Genomic DNA, 20,021 nt, shown 5'->3' with positions numbered 1-20,021 from the left:
TAGGTGCCGCTCGGTCACCGCGTCGGCACATACGGTTGACCTGTGCTCGAGCCGAACGGACCCTTGCCTCCCGAGATCTACTGGCGACGCCGCGCGCTCGCGATCGGTGGCGCAGTGGTGGTCATCGGACTCGTGGTGTGGCTGGTGGTGTCGCTCGCCGGTGGCGGGTCGCAGGATTCCGAGTCCACCGCGGCGTCCGCCTCGCTCGCACCGTCCGCTGCCACGACGTACCGCCCCGACGCGTCCGCGACCGGAGGCTCAGCTCCGGCAGGAGGTTCCGGTGGTGGCGGCGGGGGCGGAGACGCCGCGTCCTCGTCGTCGGCGACGTCCACGTCCGCCACGACGTCCTCTGCGCCCGTCGCTCCCGGTCAGTGCGCGGATCAGTCTCTCGCCGTGAAGGCCTCGCCCGATCAGCCGTCCTACCCCGCGGGGCAGGAGCCGGCGTTCACCGTCGTCGTCACCAACATCGGAACCTCGGCGTGCGAGCGCGATCTGGGTTCGGGTCTGCAGCAGGTGCTGGTCTACACGCTGGAGGGGCAGCGACTCTGGTCGAACGTCGACTGCTTCCCCACCACGACTCCCGACATCCGCACGCTGCAGCCCGGTGAGCAGGCGCCGTTCGCCGTGAAGTGGTCCGCGACCACCTCCGAGCCCGGGTGCGCGGCGCCGCGGAACCCGGTGGGACCCGGCGGATACAGCGTGGTCGGCCAGCTCGGCCAGCTGCGCAGCGCGCCGGAGACGTTCAACATCACGTAGCGCACGTCCGTTCCGCCTCAGCGAGGTCGGTTCCCGCGGCAGTTCCGCGTTCCGGCAGGTGCTGCAGTCGCAGCGCGAACACGAAACCCCTCCGGGAAGACCGGCCGATTAGTCGAACGGGAAGGCCGGGAGCCGGCCGATCAGTCGAACGGGAAGGCCGGAGGCCGGCCGATCAATCGAACGGGAAGGCCGGAGGCCGGCCGATTAATCGAAGGGCCCCGAGATGCTGGCCTCGGCCATGCGGGACAGGCCTTCTCTGATGTGCCGGGCCCACAGCCCACCGATGCCCTCGACGGACTGCAGGTCGGCTGCGGTGGCGGCCAGCAGTGTCTGCAGGGTGCCGAAGTGCCCGACCAGTCGGTGGATCTGCGTGAACTGCAGCCGCGGAACGCGGGTGAGCAACCGGTACCCGCGGGGACTCATCGGTGCGTCGAGCGCCTCGATGGTGCCGGGGTAGCCGAAGGCACGAGCGATCACCGTGAGGTCGAGCAGGTCGACGTCGGTGAGCCGGTCGAGTGCCGCGAGGGAGCGTTCGACGGCCGCGGTGGTGGGTGTGTCGGTGCCGGCGAGGTAGTCGCGGACGACGAGTTGGCGCGCGGAGTCGTTGTCGCCCACCAGTTCTTCGAGCTGCAGGGCGAGCTGGCGCCCGTCGATACCGAGCTCGAGAACGTTCTGTTCGATCTCGACGGACACGCGCCGGACCATCTCGAGGCGCTGCGCGACGGTGAGCGCGTCGCGCAACGTCACCGAGTCCTCGATCTCCGTCACGGACAGTTGACGGCTGACCTCGTCGAGGCGCGCCTTGTACCGCTCGAGGGTGGCCACGGCCTGGTTGGCGCGGGACAGGATGGTCGCGGAACCCTCGATGACGTGCCGGGTTCCGCCGACGTAGACGCTGAGGATGCTCATCGACTGGCTGACGGACACCACGGGGTAGCCGGTGTGGATCGCGGTGCGCTCGGCGGCCCGGTGGCGGGTACCGGACTCGACCGTGGGGATGGTGTGGTCGGGGACGAGCTGCACGTTGGCGCGGACGATGCGCGAACCGTCGGTGGACAACACGACGGCGCCGTCCATCTTGGACAGTTCGCGGAGCCGGGTGGGGGCGAACTCGACATCGAGATCGAAGCCGCCGTCGCAGATGCTCTCGACCTGTTCGTCGTACCCGAGGACGATCAGTCCGCCGGTGCGGCCACGCAGGATGCGCTCGAGACCGTCGCGCAACGTGGTGCCCGGGGCGAGGTCGGCGATGGCGTCACGCAGGGACGAATGGGGTACCGGGAAGCCGAGGGAGATGTCCGGAGTCGTCACGGTGTCGGTCACTGGTCCCCCTCCCACGTCGTTCCCGGTTGCCGGTGGTGCAGAGTCAGGGTACCGGTACTCACCGCACCGGCGTTCCGTCCGCGGGTCGAGTGGTCTACTTCCGTCGTCGCTCGAAGGCCCCCTGCATCGCGCCGGCGACGTCGGTGACCCGGACGACCCGCATGCCCGGTGGATCTCCGGCCGTGTCGTCCTTCACGCCGCGACGCTGGTCGGACGGGACGATCGCGGAGGTGAACCCCAGCCGCGCGGCCTCGGCGAGGCGCCGGTCGACGCCGACCACGCGCCGGACCTCTCCGGCCAGCCCCACCTCGCCGAGCACCACCATTCCCGGGGGCAGGGCGGTGTCACGGGCCGCGGAGGCGACCGCGAGTGCCAACGCGAGATCGACGACGGGCTCGGTGGTCCGCATACCGCCGATGGTGGCGGCGTAGACCTCCCGGCTGCTGAGCTGCACGCCGCAGCGACGTTCGAGGACCGCGAGGATCATCGACACCCGGGCGGCGTCCAGACCGCTGACGGCCCGGCGGGGCGTGGGCATGTGCGACGGCGCGACGAGCGCCTGGACCTCCGCGAGCAGGGCCCGCTTGCCGTCCATCGTGACGGTGACGGCGGTGCCGGGGACCGAGTCGGCGCGGTGGTGCAGGAACAGGCCGGACGGATCGCTGACGCCGTGGATGCCGCCCTCGCGCAGTTCGAAGCAGCCCACCTCGTCGGCGGCGCCGAAGCGGTTCTTGACGCCCCGGACCATGCGCAGGGTGGAGTGCTTGTCGCCCTCGAAGTGCAGGACGACGTCGACGAGGTGCTCGAGCGAGCGCGGCCCGGCGACCGCGCCGTCCTTCGTGACGTGGCCGACGAGGATGACGGCCGTGCCGCTGCCCTTGGCGAGGGACGTCAGCGCCGAGGTGATGGCACGGACCTGGGTGACGCCGCCGATGACGCCGTCCACGTCGGACGCCTGCATGGTCTGCACGGAGTCGACGACGACGAGGGTGGGCACGACCTGGTCGACGTGGCCGAAGATGGTGGCCAGGTCGTTCTCCGCGGCGAGGAACACGCGCTCGTGCACGGCGCCCGTCCGGTCGGCGCGCAGACGCACCTGCCCCGCCGACTCCTCACCCGTGACGTAGAGCGCGATGTCCTGCGGGCTGCGCTCGGCCCACTGCTTGACCACCTCGAGCAGGAGGGTGGACTTGCCGACGCCCGGTTCACCCGCGAGCAGCACCACCGAGCCGGGCACGATGCCGCCGCCGAGCACGCGGTCGAGCTCGTCGACCCCGGTGGGACGGGCGATGGAGGACGTGCTGGAGACCTGTGTGAGCGGAAGTGCCGGCGACGTCGGGATCATCGACGCGCCGCCCGCCCGAACGGCGCTCGCACCCGGGCGGGACGACACGGAGGCGAGGAGGGTGACCTCGTCCATCGAGCCCCACGTCTCGCACTCGGGGCAGCGGCCGACCCACTTGGCCACGGTGTGCTGACAGGCCGAACAGCGATAACTGGTACGAGTCTTGGCCACTCGCGAAGACTAGAGGTGTCTACCGACAGGAATGCTCGGCCGACGGGGGACCGTCAGCCGTTGGCCTCTTCGTCGAGGCGCGGGGTGACGGGGCCCGGATCGACGGGCACGCTGACGGTGACGTCGCCGGCCTGCTGGAACGTGAAGGTGACCGGGACGGTGAGTCCGGGGCGCACGTTCTCGGAGAGGTCCTCCATCACGGCGGTGATGGACTGCGACCCCTCGGGGGCGGTGGGGTCCTGGTCCGCGGGCACTCCGGACGCGACGGACGCCTGCGCCGGGATCTCGATGGAGGTGCCACCGGTGGCACCGGTGACGACGACCTCGGCCGCACCCTCGGTCTCGATGCCGGTGATGCGGTCCGGTGTGGTCTCGCTGGTGTTGATCGCCGTGAAGATCAGCTCCGCGCGGCCACCGGGCTCGAGCACGAACTCGTCGGAGGAGGGGTAGGCGACGTGCACGTTGCGCAGGGAGACGGTGCCCTGGTCCGCGCCGTTGCCGTTGACCGCGGCGACCTGCGTCGCCGTCTGGGAGATCTGCCCGGCGCTGCACGCGGAGAGGCTGATCACCGTGCCGAGAGCGAGCGCGACGCCGGTCGCGACTCGGGCCGGCCGGATCCGGGCGGTAGATGCGGTCACTGGTCGTCCTCCACTGGTCGTCATCGAGAGTTGTGCCGACGGGCGGCCACCACCACGCAGCGTAGTAGTTCGCCGTCCGGACGTGTGGATCGGGTGACGCCAGTCGGTGCCGCCGCGGGCCGAACAGCCTGCTCGATACATGTATCCCGCCCCCTGTCAAGAGCGTCCCCACCAGCCCTGTGCCCCTGACCTGCACCGTTGGAACGACCCCGGATCGGAGGCGTGTTAAACTGGCCATATCGAAAGGGGCACCGAACACATGATTTTCAAGGTCGGAGACACCGTCGTTTACCCGCACCACGGAGCGGCGCTGATCGAAAATATCGAGACACGCACCATCAAGGGCGAGGCCAAGGAATACCTCGTTCTCAAGGTAGCCCAGGGTGATCTCACCGTTCGAGTTCCTGCCGACAACGCCGAGTACGTGGGTGTCCGGGACGTCGTCGGCCAGGAGGGTCTGGACAAGGTGTTCCAGGTTCTCCGCGCGCCGCACACCGAGGAGCCCACCAACTGGTCGCGCCGGTACAAGGCCAACCTGGAGAAGCTCGCGTCGGGTGACGTGAACAAGGTGGCCGAGGTCGTGCGCGATCTGTGGCGTCGTGAGCAGGACCGCGGCCTGTCCGCTGGTGAGAAGCGCATGCTGGCGAAGGCACGTCAGATTCTGGTCGGCGAGCTCGCACTCGCCGAGGGAACCGACGAAGTCAGGGCGGACTCCATGCTGGACGAGGTTCTGGCCGCGGCGTCCTGACGCGCGTGTGACGGACGTCGTCGCGCTCGTTCCGGCAGCCGGATCGGGCGTTCGCCTCGGGGAGAACATGCCAAAGGCGTTCGTGGAACTCGCGGGACGCACTCTGCTCGAGTGGGCGCTGGACGGCCTGTCTGCCTCCGGCGCCCTTTCTCGTGTCGTGGTGGTGGTCCCGAACATTCTGCAGGACACGACCTCTCGTCTGGTCGAGTCCTGCGTCCTGCCGGTGGACGTCGTCGTCGGCGGAGCCGAGCGCACCGATTCGGTGCGGGCCGGCCTGGCAGTGGCCGGTGCGGCGGACATCGTGCTCGTGCACGACGCCGCACGCTGCCTGACGCCGCCGAGCCTGATCACCCGCGTCGTCGAGGCGGTCGGCGCCGGCGCGTCGGCCGTGGTGCCGGTGCTGCCCGTCGTCGACACGATGAAGTCCGTCGATGCCGCCGGTGTGGTCACCGGAACGGTCGACCGGGCCACGCTGCGCTCGGTGCAGACGCCGCAGGGATTCGACGGGGTGACCCTGAGGCGTGCCTACGATTCCTTTCCCGAGACGGCCACCGACGACGCCGGCCTGGTCGAACGTCTGGGAGTCGACGTGCACACGGTCGTCGGCGACGCCGAGGCCTTCAAGATCACCACCCCGATGGATCTGGTCCTGGCTCGCGCACTCGTCGCCCGCCGGACACAGTCGTGAGAGGGAGACCATGCGCGTAGGGATCGGTTCCGACGTCCACCCCGTCGAGGTGGGGCGTGAGTGCTGGATCGCCGGACTGTTGTTCGAGGACGCCGACGGCTGTGCCGGGCATTCCGACGGCGACGTCGCGGCGCACGCACTCTGCGACGCGCTGCTGTCCGCGGCCGGTCTGGGAGATCTGGGCTCGGTGTTCGGCACGGGTCGCCCCGAATGGGACGGCGTCAGCGGCGCCACCATGCTGATGCACGTCCGCGAACTGCTCGCGCAGCACTCGATGCGCGTGGGCAACGCCGCGGTCCAGGTCATCGGCAATCGTCCGCGCGTCGGCCCACGTCGGGTGGAGGCGCAGACACTGCTCACGAACATCCTGGGGGCGCCCGTCTCCGTCTCGGCCACCACGACCGACGGGCTCGGCCTGACCGGCCGCGGCGAGGGTGTGGCCGCGATCGCCACCGCTCTCGTGCTGGAGAGTGCGGTCCCGGACGACGCTCGCGTGGTACAGGGCGAGTCGAATCCCCGGTAGGATCGGCCGTCGTGACCCTGCGCTTCTACGACACCGCGACCAGGGCCGTGCGTGAGTTCACTCCGCTGGCCCCCGGACACGCCTCGGTGTATCTGTGCGGGGCCACGGTCCAGGGGCATCCCCACATCGGTCACGTGCGCAGCGGCGTCGCGTTCGACGTCCTTCGGCGGTGGCTGACGGCCGCCGGCTACGACGTCGCCTTCGTCCGCAACGTCACCGACATCGACGACAAGATCCTGAACAAGGCCGCCGACGCCGGCCGTCCGTGGTGGGAGTGGGCGGCGACGTACGAGCGCTCCTTCAGCGCGGCCTACGACGCCCTCGGTGTGCTTCCCCCGTCGGCCGAACCGCGCGCCACGGGTCACATCACGCAGATGGTCGAGCTGATCGGTCGGTTGATCGACGCGGGTCACGCGTACGCGGCCGCCGGCGACGTCTACTTCGACGTGCGGAGCTGGGGCGAGTACGGCGCTCTGTCCGGGCACAGGCTCGACGACGTCCACCAGGGTGAGAGCGTCGGTGCGGGCAAGCGCGATCCGCGCGACTTCACGCTGTGGAAGACGGCCAAGCCCGGCGAGCCGTCGTGGCCCACCCCGTGGGGACCCGGCCGCCCCGGGTGGCACATCGAGTGCTCCGCGATGGCGGAGACCTACCTCGGGTCCGCGTTCGACATCCATTGCGGTGGACTGGATCTGGTGTTCCCGCACCACGAGAACGAGCTGGCCCAGTCCCGCGCAGCGGGAGACGGTTTCGCGCAGTACTGGCTGCACAACGGCTGGGTCACCATGAGCGGCGAGAAGATGTCGAAGTCGCTCGGCAACGTCGTCTCGATCCCGACGATGCTCGAGACCGTGCGTCCGCAGGAACTGCGCTACTACCTCGGCAGCGCGCACTACCGGTCAATGCTCGAGTACTCGGCCGAGGCACTGCAGGAAGCGGCATCGGCGTACCGGAGCATCGAGGCGTTCGTGACGAAGACCGCGGAGCGCGCGGGCGAGGTGCCGATCGGTACCTGGACGCCCGCGTTCGCCGAGGCGCTCGACGACGATCTCTCGGTGCCCAAGGCGCTCGCCGAGATCCACGGACTCCGCCGCGAGGGCAACAGTGCGTTGGCCGCGGGGAAGCTGGACGAGGCCGTCGAGGCCGCGTCGTCCGTCCGCGCCATGACGTCGATCCTCGGCGTGGATCCCCTCGATCCGCACTGGGCGTCCGGCTCGGCCGACGCGTCGGCGGAACGGGCGGCGCTCGATCTGCTCATCGCGGACGACCTCGAGCTGCGCAGCGCCGCCAAGGCAGGCAAGGACTGGCCGACGGCCGACCGTATTCGTGACCGCCTCGCCCGTGCGGGCGTGGAGGTCACCGACACCCCGAACGGCCCGGAATGGTCGATCGCACAGCCGGAAGGCACGGAGAAGTAATGGCAGGCAATTCGAGTCGACGCGGAGCGGTGCGCAAGACCGGCACCAAGAAGGGCCAGACCGTCGGGTCCGGCGGCAAGCGCAGCAAGGGCCTCGAGGGCCGCGGAGCGACCCCGCCGGCGGCCGAGCGCACCAAGCACGCCCGGCGCGCACGGCCGACCAGCCGGGACGCGTCCGGTTCGGGTCGCGGCCGTCCGCCGGTCCGCAAGACCGAGGACGGTCCGGAGAACGTGCTGGGCCGCAACCCGGTGCTGGAGTGCCTGCGCGCGGGAGTGCCGGCGACGGCGCTGTACGTCGCGTCGGGCACCGAGGCCGACGATCGGCTGAAGGAGAGCGTCCAGATCGCCGCGGACAAGGGCATCTCGATCCTGGAGGTCTCCCGCACCGATCTCGATCGGATGAGTGCCAACGGCATGCACCAGGGCATCGCGCTCCAGGTGCCGCCGTACCGGTACGCCCACCCCGACGATCTCCTCTCGCAGGCGCGCCAGCGTCAGGAGCCGCCGCTGCTGGTCGCTCTCGACAACATCACCGACCCCCGCAACCTCGGTGCCGTCGTCCGGTCGGTCGCAGCATTCGGTGGACACGGCGTGGTCATCCCGCAGCGACGCAGCGCGAGTGTCACGGCCGTCGCGTGGCGCACCAGTGCCGGCGCGGCAGCGCGTCTCCCCGTCGCCCGTGCGACCAATCTGACTCGGACGCTGAAGGATTGGGCCGACAAGGGTGTCATGGTCGTCGGTCTCGACGCCGACGGCGATACCTCGCTGGACGACTTCGACGGCACCGGGCCGATCGTGGTGGTCGTCGGGTCCGAGGGCAAGGGTCTGTCCCGCCTCGTCCGCGACAACTGCGACAGCATCCTGTCGATCCCCATGGCCGGTCCGGTGGAGTCGCTCAACGCGTCCGTCGCAGCGGGTGTCGTGCTCGCGGGCATCGCACGGCAGCGCCGGGGCTGAACCCGGCTCAGTGGACGCGGACCGACTCGATGAACGGGGCCGGCAGCTGAGCGCCAGTCTGGGTCGGATGGGGTGCGCACACCCCTTGCCTGAACCGCACACTCTCTGCAGCCGGCGGCGAGGGGTGTGCGCTCACCGGAGAGGGTGTGCACACCCCCCGCAACGTGCCCGGCCGCAAGCTCGATCGGTGTCGGTGGTCGGGTGCAGAATCGTCCTGTGACCCGGAGCACTTACTTCACCGCCAGCACCCTCGACGGCTACCTCGCCGACGAGAACGACTCTCTCGAGTGGCTCTTCCGTCAGGACATCGACGAGTACGGCCCGATGAACTACGGCGACTTCATCGCGGACATCGGCGCGATCGTCATGGGAGCCACGACCTACGCCTGGGTCCTCGAGCACAACGCGTCGACCGGTGAGGCGTGGACGTACGACATGCCGGCCTGGGTGGTGACCCATCGAGACTTCGCGGACTCCGAGCACGACGTTCGATTCGCTGCGGGGGACGTGGCCGACCTGTGGCCGGCGATCGAGGACTCGGCCGACGGCAAGGACGTCTGGATCGTTGGGGGCGGTGACCTGGCAGCACAGTTCGCCGAGGCCGGCCACCTGGACCGGATCGTCGTCTCGATCGCGCCGGTCACTCTCGGTGCCGGCAGGCCGCTGTTCCCGCGTCGGTTCGATCTCCGACTCGTGGACTTCGCGCGCAACGGCGCGTTCCTCTGCGCGGAGTACGACGTCGTGGAACCGCACGCGCAGACCTGAGTCCTGTCATCATCTGTCCATGACAGCGGCGGGTCGCAGAGTGCGCGGTGTGGTCCTGGTGGCCGTGGTGATCGCCGCGTACGTCGCGGTGGTGCTCACCTACGCGCTGGGGAGCCCGCCGAACGGCCCCGATCTCCGTGAGGCCGCACCCGACGCCGCGCTCGTCTACCTCGACGTGGACACCGTCTCCGGTGAGAACTTCTCGCTCGACGCCCGCGTGTCCGTGTATCCGGGGACCGAGTTGACCGATGCCGACGGCAACCTGGTCGACGACCTGATCGTCGACGTGACGCCGACCGCGAGCGCCGGCACCCTGACGTTCCCCAGTGGGACCCGTGTGGGCCCGCTCCCGGTCTCCCTGTACGCGGACGGCGACATCCGGCGATGGCCGTTCGACACCTACGACGCGTCGTCGATCCAGGTGCGAGTGTTCTCGAACGCAGCCACCGGACGGGTGGCCGTGCCGTCGGAGATCGTGGTGACGGACTCCCTCACATCGTGGAGTGTCGAGGCCGTCGACATCGACTCCTCCTCGGCGCAGGCCTTCGACATCCGTGTCGCGCGCACGGTGGGCACCACGATCTTCGACATCGCGATCTGTGTCGTGCTCGTCGTCCTGCCGTCGTGCACGCTGTTCGTGTCGATCCAGACGCTGCGCCGCCGCAAGCAGTTCCTGCCGCCGATCATGACGTGGTTCGCGGTGACGCTCTTCGCGGTGCTGCCCATCCGCAACCTGTTCCCCGGCGCCCCGCCGATCGGGTCGTGGGTCGACTACACCGTGGTGCTGTGGGTGGTGGCGGGTCTGGTGACGGCGATGGTGCTCTACGTCGTCGCGTGGTGGCGCCAGGGTCCCTAGGTCGAGCGCGACCGGGGTGGGGCTCGTCCGCGCGTACCGTCGAGTCATGATCGAGCGGCTGAGGACGACGGTGACACAGGTGGCCGAGGCCGCACTGGGAATCGTGGGGGTTCGGGTGGGTACCGAGGAACCACCCCACACCACCGAGTCGCTCACGGGGGCGGTCGAGATTCGCCGATACGAACCCCGGATCGCGGCGGAGACCGTCGTGGACGCCGACGAGGAACGCGCCCGTAACGAAGGCTTCCGCCGGCTGGCCGGGTACATCTTCGGGGGCAATCAGGGATCCGACAGGATCGCGATGACGGCTCCCGTTGGGCAGTCGGCGTCGCGCGGGCAGACCATCGCGATGACCGCACCCGTGTCGCGCGCCGCGAGCGACGAGGGATGGGTCGTCCGGTTCTTCATGCCGTCGCGATGGACGATGGACACTCTGCCGGCGCCGAAGGACGATCGGGTGCGCCTGGTGGAGGTGCCGGCCGAGACGGTGGCGGTGCTGCGGTTCAGCGGTGACCGCGGTGCGCAGGCCGTGGCCGAGCGCACCACGGAGCTGCTGGAGATCCTGAAGTCCCGCGGCATCGACACGACCGGCGAGCCGATGTCCTGGTTCTACGACCCGCCCTGGACGGTGTCGTTCCGCCGCCGCAACGAGATCGCCGTTCCTGTCTCCCGATGATCAGACACTGAAGCGGATCGTCTGTCCCGGCGCACACTGCGCCGCGGATCCGAGGTCCGCCGACACCACGACGGCGATCACCGGGTAGCCGCCGGTCACCGGATGGTCGACGAGGAACAACACGGGCAGTCCCGACGGCGGTACCTGCAGTGCGCCGGTCACCATGCCCTCGCTCGGGAGTTCGTCCTCCCGCGATCGCGACAGTGGCTCGGCGCCCTGGAGTTTCATGCCGACGCGGTCCGAATCCGTCCGCACCGTCCAAGGTTGGGCGAGCAGCAGGTCGAGCGCGTCGTCGGTGAACCGGTCCGCGCGCGGGCCGGGAATCACCCGCAGGGTCGTACGGTGCTCGAACGGGTAAGGATTCACGTCGACCCCGGGCCAGTCCTCGGCGTCGTGACCGATCGGCAGCACGGCGCCGGGCGCCACTCGCTCGGGCCCGATACCGGACAGGGAGTCGGTCGATCGGCTCCCGAGAACCCGGGGCACGTCGATGCCGCCGCGGACGGCGACGTACGTGCGCAGTCCCACCGGTGCCCAGTCGAGGCGGATCTCGGCGCCCGACCCCACCACGACCACGGCGCCGTGCCCCTGCGGTACGCCGTCCACCGTGAACGGGGTCGGAGCCCCCGTCACCGCCAGAACCACCGCGGTGCGTGCGCGCAGCACCAGTCCGCCGAGTGTCACCTCGAGCGTCGCGGCGTCGATCGTGTTCCCCACCAACCGATTCGCCGCGTCGTGCGAGCGTCGATCGGCTGCGCCGGACGTGCCGACGCCGAGCGAGGACCACCCGGTGCGTCCGAGATCCTGCACAGTCGTCAGCGGCCCGGTTGCCGATACCTCGAGCATCACGTCACCGCGCGGAACTGCACGCGCGTGCCGGGCGCGAGCAGCGCGGGGTCGTCCCGGTTCACGTCCCACAGCGCCGCGTCGGTGCTGCCGATGATCTGCCACCCGCCGGGCGACGAGGTCGGGTACACCCCGGTGTACTCGCCGGCCAGCGCCACGGATCCCGCCGGCACCGAGGTGCGCGGATCGGCGCGGCGCGGGATCGACAACGGATCGGAACCGACCAGGTACGCGAAGCCGGGGGAGAAGCCGCAGAACGCGGCGGTCCACACCTGACCGGTGTGCACGGCGACGATGTCCAGTCCCGTTGTCGCACAGACCTCGTCGAGATCGGGCCCGTCGTATCGGACGTCGATCGTGATCGTCTCACCGGAGTAGCCGAGCACCTGCGCCGGTGGCGTCTCGCGGAGCCACGCCGACACCCGTGCGGGTTCCGCGTCCTCGGTGAGGATCACGAGCACGGTGGCGGCGGCGGGGATCATCTCGGCGATTCCCGGGTGCCCGACGGCCCACCCGGCGTGGTGCGCCGCGACTGTGCGGACGTCGTCGAGATCGACCAGCAGGGCGCGGTCGCCCGCCGGGGCGATCCTCACGACACGAACGGGGTCAGGGTGACGCCGTTGCGGGACAACACCGCACGCACGGCCAGGGCCATGTCCACCGCGGCGGGGGTGTCGCCGTGCAGGCACACCGAGTCGGCGTTCACCGGCACCGTCACCCCGTCGACGGAGTCCACGACGCCCTCGGTGACCATCCGCAGCACGCGTCGTGCCACCGCCTCGACGTCGGACAGGACCGCACCGGGGTCGCGGCGGGAGACGAGGGTTCCCGCTGCCGTGTAGCCGCGATCGGCGAACGCCTCGGTGACGGTCCGCAGGCCCGCCCGCGCGGCGATCTCGAGGAATGCCGAGCCGGGCAGCCCCAGGACGGGCAGGCCGGGGTCGTACGCGGCGACGGCGTCGACGACCGCCTGTGCCTGCACTCGGTGGTGCACGATCGTGTTGTACAGCGCTCCATGTGGTTTGACGTACCGCACGCGTCCGCCGACGGAGCGGGCCAGGCCGTCGAGAGCCCCGATCTGGTAGATCACGTCGGCGCGCAGGTCCTCTGCGGTGATGTCGAGGAAGCGCCTGCCGAAGCCCACGAGGTCCCGGTACCCCACCTGGGCGCCGATACGCACGTCGGACCGGACGGCGTCGGCGCACGTCCGCAGCAGCGTGGCCGGATCACCCGCATGGAAGCCGCACGCGATGTTGGCGCTGGTGACCACACGCAGCATCGCCGCGTCGTCACCGAGCGTCCAGGTGCCGAAGCCCTCGCCGAGATCGGAGTTCAGATCGACCATCCACACGAGGGTAACGGTCAGGCGTGGACGACGGTGCGGGACGGTGTGCGTCGACCGACCGCCCGGCAGACGAGGTAGATGACGAACGAGATGGTGGTGACGAAGGTCGAGACCGGCACCCCGGGAGCGAGCGAGAGCAGGATGCCGCCCACGGCCGCGACCTCGGCGAAGAGAATCGAGAGCCACGTCGCCGTGACGGGGTTGGCGGTGACGCGGGACGCCGCTGCCGCGGGCGTGATGAGGAGCGAGAGCACCAGCAGGGCGCCGACGATCTGGACGCCGAGCGCACACGCGACACCGACGAGGATCGCGAACACGATGGACAGCAGTCGCATCGGTACGCCGCGCGCCTCGGCGCCCTCGGGATCGGTGCTGGCGAACAGCAGGGGCCGGTAGACCACGAAGAGCACGACGATGACGACGAGCGCCACCGCGAGCAGCAGGCCGAGACCCGTGCTGCCGACGCCGACGATCTGCCCGACCAGCAGCGAGAAGCTGGTGCCGGTGCGGCCGGGATACGCCCACAGGAAGAGGACCGACAGGCCGAGCCCGAAGCTCATGATGACGCCGATGACGGAGTCGCGTTCGCGCGCACGACGGCCCAGCAGGGCGAACAGGACCGCCGCGATGACGGATCCCAGGATGGCGCCGACCCCGACGGCCAACCCCAGCAGCAGGGCCGCGGACGCACCGGTGAGGGACAGCTCCGACGAGCCGTGGACGGCGAACGACCACTGTCGACTGACGATGAGGGGGCCGAGCGCCCCGGCGAGCACACCGAGGATCGCCGCGGCGATCAGCGCCTGCTGCACGAAGTCGTAGGTGAGGAGATCGGCCGTCGTACCGAAGTCGAATGCCTTGCTCAGGGCGTCGAGAACCTTGTCCATGCCTACTCCGACTCGTCCACGTGGTGCATGCCGCCGGCGCTCCCGAGGGCGTCCATGGCGTCTCCGGTACCGACGACCACCAGCCGCCCGCGGACGCGCAGGACCTCGACGTCGGTGTCGTACAGCTCGGAGAGCACCTCGGAGGTCATCACCTCCTCGGTGGTGCCGATGCGGAACTTGCCGTCGACGAGGTAGACCACCCGGTCGACGATCGGCAGGATCGGGTTGAGCTCGTGCGTCACGAACACCACCGAGGTGCGGTGCGAGCGCCGACGCTGGTCGATCAGGTGCGCGACGACCTGCTGGTTGGCGAGGTCGAGGCTCAGCAGCGGTTCGTCGCAGAGCAGCACGTCCGGATCGCCGACGAGTGCCTGCGCGACGCGTAGCCGCTGCTGCTCACCGCCGCTCATCTGCCCCAGCGGCGCGTCGGCGAACGCTTCCGCACCGACCGAGGCGACGGCGATGTCGACGGCCTCGCGACGAGCGTGGCGCCCACGGAAGCCGATGCCCCAGCGGTGTCCGTCCCACCCGAGGCCGACGAAGTCGCGCCCGCGCAGCGGAACACCCTCGTCGATGGCCTTCTGCTGGGGGATGTAGCCGACGGAGGATCGACCGCCGGCGATGGTCGCGGTGCCGGCGGTGAGGTGGGCCTGCCCGAGCAGCACCTTGAGGAGCGACGTCTTGCCGGAGCCGTTCGGGCCCAGCACGGCGACGAACTCGCCCGGTGCGACCTCGAGGTCGAGATCGGACCAGAGCACCCGGTCGCCGTAGGCGAGGGTGGCTCCGGTCAGTCGGACAGCGGTCACACGACCCCCAGCGCGTCGGCGAGATCCTGCGCCGCCGTGCGCTGCCAGGAGACGTAGTCCTGCCCTGCGGGCAGGGTCTCGGTGACCTCGACGACGCGGATGCCGTTCTCCTCGGCGATGCGGCGCACGTCCTCGGTCACGGCGTCCTCCGTCTGGATGTTGTAGACCAGCACGTCGACGCCCTTGCCGGTGAACAGGTCACGCGTCGCGGCGACGGCGGCGGGCGAGGGATCGTTGCCCTCCTCGATCGCGTCCTCGAAGTCCTCGGGGGTCTTGTCGTCCACCCCGGCTCCTTCCAGCAGGTAGTGCGCGATCGGCTCCGTCTGCGCGACGGGTGCGCCCGGCTTCTGCTGGGCGATGCGATCCGTGATGTCGGTGATCTCGTGGATGTCGTCGTGGAACGCCTCGGCGTTCTCGGTGTAGTAGGCCGCGTTGTCGGGGTCGACCTTACCGAGTTCGGTGGCGATCGCCTCGGCGGTGGCCGCCGCGATCTCCGGGTCGTACCAGACGTGCTCGTTGGTCTCGCCCGAATGGTCGTGGGCACCCGCCTCGTCGGCATGGTCGGCGTCGTCCGCGTGCCCCTCGAGCAGCGAGTACGCGTCGACGGAGGGCACGTCGCCCGCGGAGCCGAGCACGTCGTCGACGAACTCGTCGTAGCCGCCGCCGTTGTACACGACGAGCGAGGCCTCGGACAGTGCCGCGGCGTCGCCGGGGCTGGCCTCGTAGGAGTGCGGATCCGCGGACGGATCGGAGATGATCGCCGTGACGTCCGCTCGGTCTCCGACGACGGCCTCGGCGACCGAGCCCCACACGTTCGTCGACGCGACGACGGTGGGCCGACCGGACTCGGCCGTCGCGGTGTCGTCGGAGCTGCATCCCACCAGGGCGGTCGCCGTCAGGGCGGTCATACCCAGGGCGGTGACGAGCGTGCGGAGGGGAATTCGGGCGGGTGCGTACACGAGGGGTGCTCCTGGGTCGGTCGAACGTTATCGTTAATGGAAACCGTTGTCGTGACCTTACCGCCCCACCACCCCGACGGCGAAACCGTGCCGGAGCCGACGTGCGCGACCCCGACCGGATACCGTCTCTTCATGGCGAGGTCGACGGAACCGCGACGGATGGCCACGCTCGCGTCGCTGGCCGCCGAACTGAACGTCTCGCGCACCACCGTGTCCAACGCCTACAACCGCCCGGACCAGCTCTCACCCGAGATGCGGGAACGTGTGCTCGACGCGGCCAGGGCCCGCGGTTATCCGGGGCCCGACCCGGTCGCCCGCTCGCTGCGCACCCGGCGCGCCGGTGCGGTGGGGCTCGTCCTCACCGAGGCGCTCAGCTACTCGTTCTCCGATCCCGCGGCCGTGCAGTTCCTCACCGGCCTCGCCGAGTCGTGCGAGCGGGCCGGACGCGGTCTGCTGCTCATTCCCGCGGGGCCCGCCTCGACGCCGGAGGACGCCGCGGCCGTCGTGCAGCAGGCGGGGGTCGACGCATTCGTCGTCTACTCGGTGTCCGACGACGATCCGCACCTGACGGCGGTCCGTGACCGTCATCTGCCGACGGTCGTGTGCGACCAGCCTCGGGACGCGGAGGACACCTCGCTCGTCGGAATCGACGACAGGGTGGCGATGCGACGGATGGCCGAGGAGGTGCTCGCGAGGGGCCACACTCGCATCAGCGTGGTCTGCATGCGGCTGCGCCGCGACCGGCACGACGGACTCGTCGATCCGGAACGCCGGAGCGGCATCACCTTCCATGTCCAGCGCGAGCGTCTCGCCGGCATCCGCGACGCGATGATCGCGGCCGGCGTCGATCCCGACATCGTGATCGTCGAGCGCTTCGACCACACGCGGGAGGCCGGACGGTCGGCGGCCGCCGAGGCGCTCCGGGCGGCGCCGGACACCACCGCGCTGGTGTGCACGTCCGACGTGCTGGCTCTGGGTGCGCTCGATCACTGTGCCGCGCAGGGTGTCTCAGTACCCGAACAGATGTCGGTCACCGGTTTCGACGGGGTCGACGAGGCGCGCCGCATCGGCCTGACGTCGGTCCAGCAGCCGGTCCTCGAGAAGGGTCGGCTCGTCGGTGAGATCGTGCTGGGCGTCAGCCATTCCGGGGTGGACCGGACCGAGCACCTCCCGACGCATCTGCTCGCCGGGGTGACGCTCGGCCCGGTGCGGACCGGCTAGCGGGCCAGCAGCTGGGCGCAGCGCAGCAGGCCGAGGTGGCTGTAGGCCTGCGGGTGGTTGCCCAGCGAGCGCTCGGCCACGGGGTCGTACTCCTCGCTCAGCAGGCCCGTCGGGCCTGCCGCGGCGACGAGCTGGGTGAAGAGCGCTTCGGCCGGAAGTCGCTGCCCGATCAGAAGATACGCCTCGACGAGCCAGGCCGCGCACAGGTGGAACCCGCCCTCGCCACCGGGGAGGCCGTCGTCGTGGTGGTAGCGGTACACCGTGGCGCCGCTGCGCAACTCGGCCTCGGTCGCGGTGACCGTCGCCGCGAAGCGCGGGTCGCTCGGATCGATGAGACCGGACAGGCCGATGTGCAGGGTGGCCGCATCGAGATCGGTTCCGCCGTACGCGGCCGTGAAGGACTGCGCCTCGTCGCTCCAGCCCTTGTCGAGCACCTGACGACGGATGACGTCACGCAACGTGCTCCAGCCGAGCTGCGCCTCGCGGCCGTACGCCTCGGCCAGGGTGATGGCGCGATCGACGGTGAGCCAGCACATCACCTTGGAGTAGACGTGGTGGCGCGGGTTGCCGCGGATCTCCCAGATGCCGTTGTCCGGCTCGGACCAGCGTCGCTCGACGGCGTCGACCATGGCGCACACCAGGTCCCAGTCCTGATCGGTGAGCACCTCGGCGTTCGCGGTGACGCCGCTCGCGGTGCGGGCGCGGGCCAGTGTCGCGATGAGATCGACGATGGGTCCGAAGACGTCGAGCTGCACCTGCTGGTTGGCCGCGTTGCCCACCCGCACGGGGCGGGATCCCGCGTACCCGGGCAGGGCGTCGATGACGGCCTCGGGAGGCAGCGACTGCCCCCACAGCGTGTAGAGCGGGTGCAGGCGTTCCGGTCCGGGGACGGTCTCGAGCACGTCGTGCACCCAGTGCAGGTAGTTCTCCGCCTCGGACAGCGAGCCCAGGGACACCAGCGCGGACGCCGTCAGGGCCGCGTCGCGCAGCCAGCAGTAGCGGTAGTCCCAGTTGCGGACACCGCCGATCTCCTCGGGCAGCGACGTCGTGGCCGCGGCCATGATCGACCCGGAGTCGGCGTGCACCAGGCCGCGCAGGGTGAGCGCGGACCGCTTCATCAGATCGGGCTTGAGCTGGGGGAGCGTCAACCCGGCCGCCCAGTCGTGCCAGTAGGACTCGGCCTCGGCGCGACGCTCGGCTTCGGGCACCTCGGACGGGCCCAGATCCGACGTCCCGCAGCGCAGTTCGAGGATCACGGGACCGGTGGACGGATCGATCTCCGCCCGCGCGGTCTCCTGGCCGTGCTCGCTGGTGACGGTCCAGGTGATGCCCGGCGCGCGCAGCACCATCGGGTCGTTGGTGCCGAACACGCGGAGGCCGTCGTCCTCGGCCTCGAGCCGGACGCGTGCCTGCCCGAACTCGGGGCGCGGCGCGAACGTGACCACGGCCTTCGCCTTGCCGGTGATCACGCGGGTGAAGTCGGTGCGGTCGCTCGGCACGTCGTGCGCGAGGTAGTCGTCGACCTGCAGGCTGGCCCAGCGGGTCTGCACCGTCATGGTGCTGTCGATGTACTGCTGGCTCAGCGGGAGGGACGGACGCAGCGGGCCGACGGTGAAGTGGCCCGCCTCGTCGCCGCCGAGCAGGTGTGCGAAGACGGCGGCGGAGTCGGGTTCGGGGTGACACAGCCACGTGAGGCCGGCCTCGGGCGTCAGGAGTGCCACCGATCGTGGGCTCGCCATCATGGTGAGACGCTCGATGCGCGGGGCGTCCGCACCGGAGAGCCAGGTGCGGCGCTCCTCCAACAGGAACGCGAGCGCCGCGGCCACCTGCTCGAGGGTGTCGACGCGGTAGCCGGCGAGCGACTCACCGTCGCCGACCTTGACGCCGATGTCCGGCCCGTGCAGCCGTCGGAACGCCTTCTCGTCGGTGACGTCGTCGCCGAAGAAGACGGCGGCGGAGGCGCCGCCCTGGTGCCGCAGGATGTCGAGGGCCTGGCCCTTGTCGGTCGCGATGACGGCGAGCTCGATCACGGACTTGCCCTCGGTGACCTGCACGCCGTCCCAGGTGGCTGCGCCCGCACGGACCTCGTCGAGGGCGCGCTGTCCGGCCTCGGGGTCGGCGTTGCGCACATGCAGAGCGGCGCTGGCGGGCTTGGTCTCGACGCTGATGTTCGCGCCGCGGGACGCGATCGTGCGGAGCTCGGCGACCACGCGCTCGAGCAGTGCCGTCGCCTCGCCGCCGAGCTCGGTGACGAAGCCGGCGTCGAACTCGGACCCGTGGCTGCCCACGAGCTGTACCTCGACGGGCAGGCGGGAGAGGATCGCCAGGTCACGCAGCGCGCGCCCCGAGATCACAGCAGCCTGGGTGCCGTCGAGACCAGCGAGAGCGCGGAGTGCGCGGACCGATTCGGGCAGCGGAAACGCCTTCTGCGGGTCGGAGACGAACGGCGCCATGGTGCCGTCGTAGTCGGAGGCGACCAGCAGTCTCGGCACCCGCGCGACGCCGACGAGGGCGCGGCGAAGGTCGAGGGGGAGGTCCACAGCGCTCACAGCGCACGACCTGGACGGTGACCGGGGCTTCTCACTCGGTCAAACCTAGGCGACGGGGGCCCTGCTCGCCTCATCGGGGAGAGAGGTCCGAGGAGCGGCCGCGAGGGTGTCTGTGACCCGCGATGACTGGAAATCGTGTGTCACGACTATTCGCATTAACTTTTTGGACGATTGTTCGTAATGTAATACTGAGAGCGTGACGTCGCATACGAGGCGAACAACGAGGAGCGTCATGTCGAAGCCCGTCCAGTTACCCGAGCCGATTGCCACGACGTGGGAGTGGCAGTTGAACGGATTGTGCCGCGGTATGGATTCTGCCGTCTTCTTCCATCCGGAAGGTGAACGGGGACATAAGAGAACAGCCCGCGAGGAGCAGGCCAAACGGGTCTGCGAGCAGTGCCCCGTGCTGATGCGGTGCCGTGATTACGCGGTGGCCGCCGGTGAGCCGTACGGCGTCTGGGGTGGTTTGTCGGCGCCCGAGCGGATGCTGGGAAATGCGCTTTCCGATCAGCGCGCAATCGGTTGAACAGATGAATTCACGGTGA

Annotated in this window: 21 protein-coding genes; 11 read left to right on the top strand and 10 right to left on the bottom strand. The window is 70.2% G+C overall.

Annotated elements, in window-relative coordinates; translation table 11 throughout:
- Positions 1 to 42 precede the first annotated feature (42 nt).
- Positions 43 to 756 carry a hypothetical protein gene (locus OG947_RS08955; RefSeq protein WP_056443587.1) on the top strand — a complete coding sequence of 238 codons (714 nt, stop codon included), beginning with the start codon at positions 43 to 45 and terminating at the stop codon, positions 754 to 756.
- Positions 757 to 960: 204 nt separating this feature from the next.
- On the opposite strand, the gene disA is transcribed toward OG947_RS08955, so the two are convergent.
- The 3 genes from disA to OG947_RS08940 form a co-directional block, all read right to left on the bottom strand.
- Complete coding sequence (gene disA / locus OG947_RS08950) at positions 961 to 2,052, bottom strand: DNA integrity scanning diadenylate cyclase DisA (RefSeq protein WP_027506453.1); 1,092 nt, start codon at positions 2,050 to 2,052, stop codon at positions 961 to 963.
- 121 nt (positions 2,053 to 2,173) lie between these two features.
- Positions 2,174 to 3,595: a DNA repair protein RadA gene (gene radA, locus OG947_RS08945; protein ID WP_328813727.1), complete on the bottom strand. Its 1,422-nt coding sequence runs from the start codon at positions 3,593 to 3,595 to the stop codon at positions 2,174 to 2,176.
- A gap of 53 nt (positions 3,596 to 3,648) precedes the next feature.
- A complete protein-coding gene (locus OG947_RS08940; RefSeq protein ID WP_056443593.1) occupies positions 3,649 to 4,233 on the bottom strand; it encodes a hypothetical protein in 585 nt (194 codons plus the stop codon).
- Positions 4,234 to 4,492: 259 nt separating this feature from the next.
- Between OG947_RS08940 and OG947_RS08935 the strand changes: the two genes are divergently transcribed.
- The 8 genes from OG947_RS08935 to OG947_RS08900 all read left to right on the top strand — a co-directional run bounded on the left by OG947_RS08935 (position 4,493) and on the right by OG947_RS08900 (position 10,863).
- Positions 4,493 to 4,981, top strand: coding sequence for a CarD family transcriptional regulator (locus OG947_RS08935; protein ID WP_027506450.1), 489 nt, complete (start codon positions 4,493 to 4,495; stop codon positions 4,979 to 4,981).
- 7 nt (positions 4,982 to 4,988) lie between these two features.
- A complete protein-coding gene (gene ispD / locus OG947_RS08930; RefSeq protein WP_222633166.1) occupies positions 4,989 to 5,669 on the top strand; it encodes a 2-C-methyl-D-erythritol 4-phosphate cytidylyltransferase in 681 nt (226 codons plus the stop codon).
- Between the two features lie 10 nt (positions 5,670 to 5,679).
- Entirely contained in the window at positions 5,680 to 6,192 is a 513-nt protein-coding gene (ispF, locus tag OG947_RS08925; RefSeq protein ID WP_027506448.1) for a 2-C-methyl-D-erythritol 2,4-cyclodiphosphate synthase, read from the top strand.
- Positions 6,193 to 6,203: 11 nt separating this feature from the next.
- Complete coding sequence (gene cysS / locus OG947_RS08920; protein ID WP_328813725.1) at positions 6,204 to 7,610, top strand: cysteine--tRNA ligase; 1,407 nt, start codon at positions 6,204 to 6,206, stop codon at positions 7,608 to 7,610.
- Positions 7,610 to 8,566, top strand: coding sequence for a 23S rRNA (guanosine(2251)-2'-O)-methyltransferase RlmB (gene rlmB / locus OG947_RS08915; protein WP_027506446.1), 957 nt, complete (start codon positions 7,610 to 7,612; stop codon positions 8,564 to 8,566). The genes cysS and rlmB overlap by 1 nt, the downstream gene beginning before the upstream one ends.
- Before the next feature lie 216 nt (positions 8,567 to 8,782).
- Positions 8,783 to 9,331, top strand: coding sequence for a dihydrofolate reductase family protein (locus tag OG947_RS08910; protein ID WP_328813724.1), 549 nt, complete (start codon positions 8,783 to 8,785; stop codon positions 9,329 to 9,331).
- Between the two features lie 19 nt (positions 9,332 to 9,350).
- On the top strand, positions 9,351 to 10,187 hold the full coding sequence (locus OG947_RS08905) for a DUF4436 family protein (protein WP_328813723.1): 837 nt from the start codon (positions 9,351 to 9,353) through the stop codon (positions 10,185 to 10,187).
- A gap of 46 nt (positions 10,188 to 10,233) precedes the next feature.
- Positions 10,234 to 10,863: an SOUL family heme-binding protein gene (locus OG947_RS08900; protein ID WP_328813722.1), complete on the top strand. Its 630-nt coding sequence runs from the start codon at positions 10,234 to 10,236 to the stop codon at positions 10,861 to 10,863.
- On the opposite strand, the gene OG947_RS08895 is transcribed toward OG947_RS08900, so the two are convergent.
- The 6 genes from OG947_RS08895 to OG947_RS08870 are packed head-to-tail and all read right to left on the bottom strand — an operon-like array spanning position 10,864 to position 15,655.
- A complete protein-coding gene (locus OG947_RS08895; RefSeq protein WP_222638867.1) occupies positions 10,864 to 11,709 on the bottom strand; it encodes a biotin-dependent carboxyltransferase family protein in 846 nt (281 codons plus the stop codon).
- Positions 11,709 to 12,296, bottom strand: a complete 588-nt coding sequence (locus tag OG947_RS08890; RefSeq protein WP_442973123.1) for a 5-oxoprolinase subunit B family protein — start codon at positions 12,294 to 12,296, stop codon at positions 11,709 to 11,711. Before OG947_RS08890 ends, OG947_RS08895 begins: the two co-directional genes overlap by 1 nt.
- 2 nt (positions 12,297 to 12,298) lie before the next feature.
- Positions 12,299 to 13,054, bottom strand: a complete 756-nt coding sequence (locus tag OG947_RS08885; RefSeq protein WP_056443617.1) for a LamB/YcsF family protein — start codon at positions 13,052 to 13,054, stop codon at positions 12,299 to 12,301.
- 17 nt (positions 13,055 to 13,071) lie between these two features.
- Positions 13,072 to 13,941 carry a metal ABC transporter permease gene (locus tag OG947_RS08880; RefSeq protein ID WP_328813720.1) on the bottom strand — a complete coding sequence of 290 codons (870 nt, stop codon included), beginning with the start codon at positions 13,939 to 13,941 and terminating at the stop codon, positions 13,072 to 13,074.
- 2 nt (positions 13,942 to 13,943) lie between these two features.
- Positions 13,944 to 14,747: a metal ABC transporter ATP-binding protein gene (locus OG947_RS08875; protein WP_328813719.1), complete on the bottom strand. Its 804-nt coding sequence runs from the start codon at positions 14,745 to 14,747 to the stop codon at positions 13,944 to 13,946.
- The gene (locus OG947_RS08870) at positions 14,744 to 15,655 is read right to left on the bottom strand and encodes a metal ABC transporter solute-binding protein, Zn/Mn family (RefSeq protein WP_222633240.1); all 912 of its coding nucleotides are present in this window, start codon (positions 15,653 to 15,655) and stop codon (positions 14,744 to 14,746) included. Before OG947_RS08870 ends, OG947_RS08875 begins: the two co-directional genes overlap by 4 nt.
- A gap of 183 nt (positions 15,656 to 15,838) precedes the next feature.
- Between OG947_RS08870 and OG947_RS08865 the strand changes: the two genes are divergently transcribed.
- A complete protein-coding gene (locus tag OG947_RS08865; RefSeq protein ID WP_056444302.1) occupies positions 15,839 to 16,927 on the top strand; it encodes a LacI family DNA-binding transcriptional regulator in 1,089 nt (362 codons plus the stop codon).
- On the opposite strand, the gene otsB is transcribed toward OG947_RS08865, so the two are convergent.
- Positions 16,924 to 19,476, bottom strand: coding sequence for a trehalose-phosphatase (otsB, locus tag OG947_RS08860; protein WP_328813718.1), 2,553 nt, complete (start codon positions 19,474 to 19,476; stop codon positions 16,924 to 16,926). The genes OG947_RS08865 and otsB overlap by 4 nt on opposite strands.
- 232 nt (positions 19,477 to 19,708) lie before the next feature.
- Here otsB and OG947_RS08855 point away from each other — a divergent pair, with 232 nt between their 5' ends.
- Entirely contained in the window at positions 19,709 to 20,002 is a 294-nt protein-coding gene (locus OG947_RS08855; RefSeq protein WP_027506434.1) for a WhiB family transcriptional regulator, read from the top strand.
- The last annotated feature ends 19 nt before the right edge of the window (positions 20,003 to 20,021 follow it).

It is taken from the genome of Rhodococcus sp. NBC_00297, from assembly GCF_036173065.1.
Taxonomy (GTDB): Bacteria; Actinomycetota; Actinomycetes; order Mycobacteriales; family Mycobacteriaceae; genus Rhodococcoides.
The sequence above is the reverse complement of the archived record's forward strand: the minus strand, read 5'-3'. Positions and strand labels throughout refer to the sequence as shown.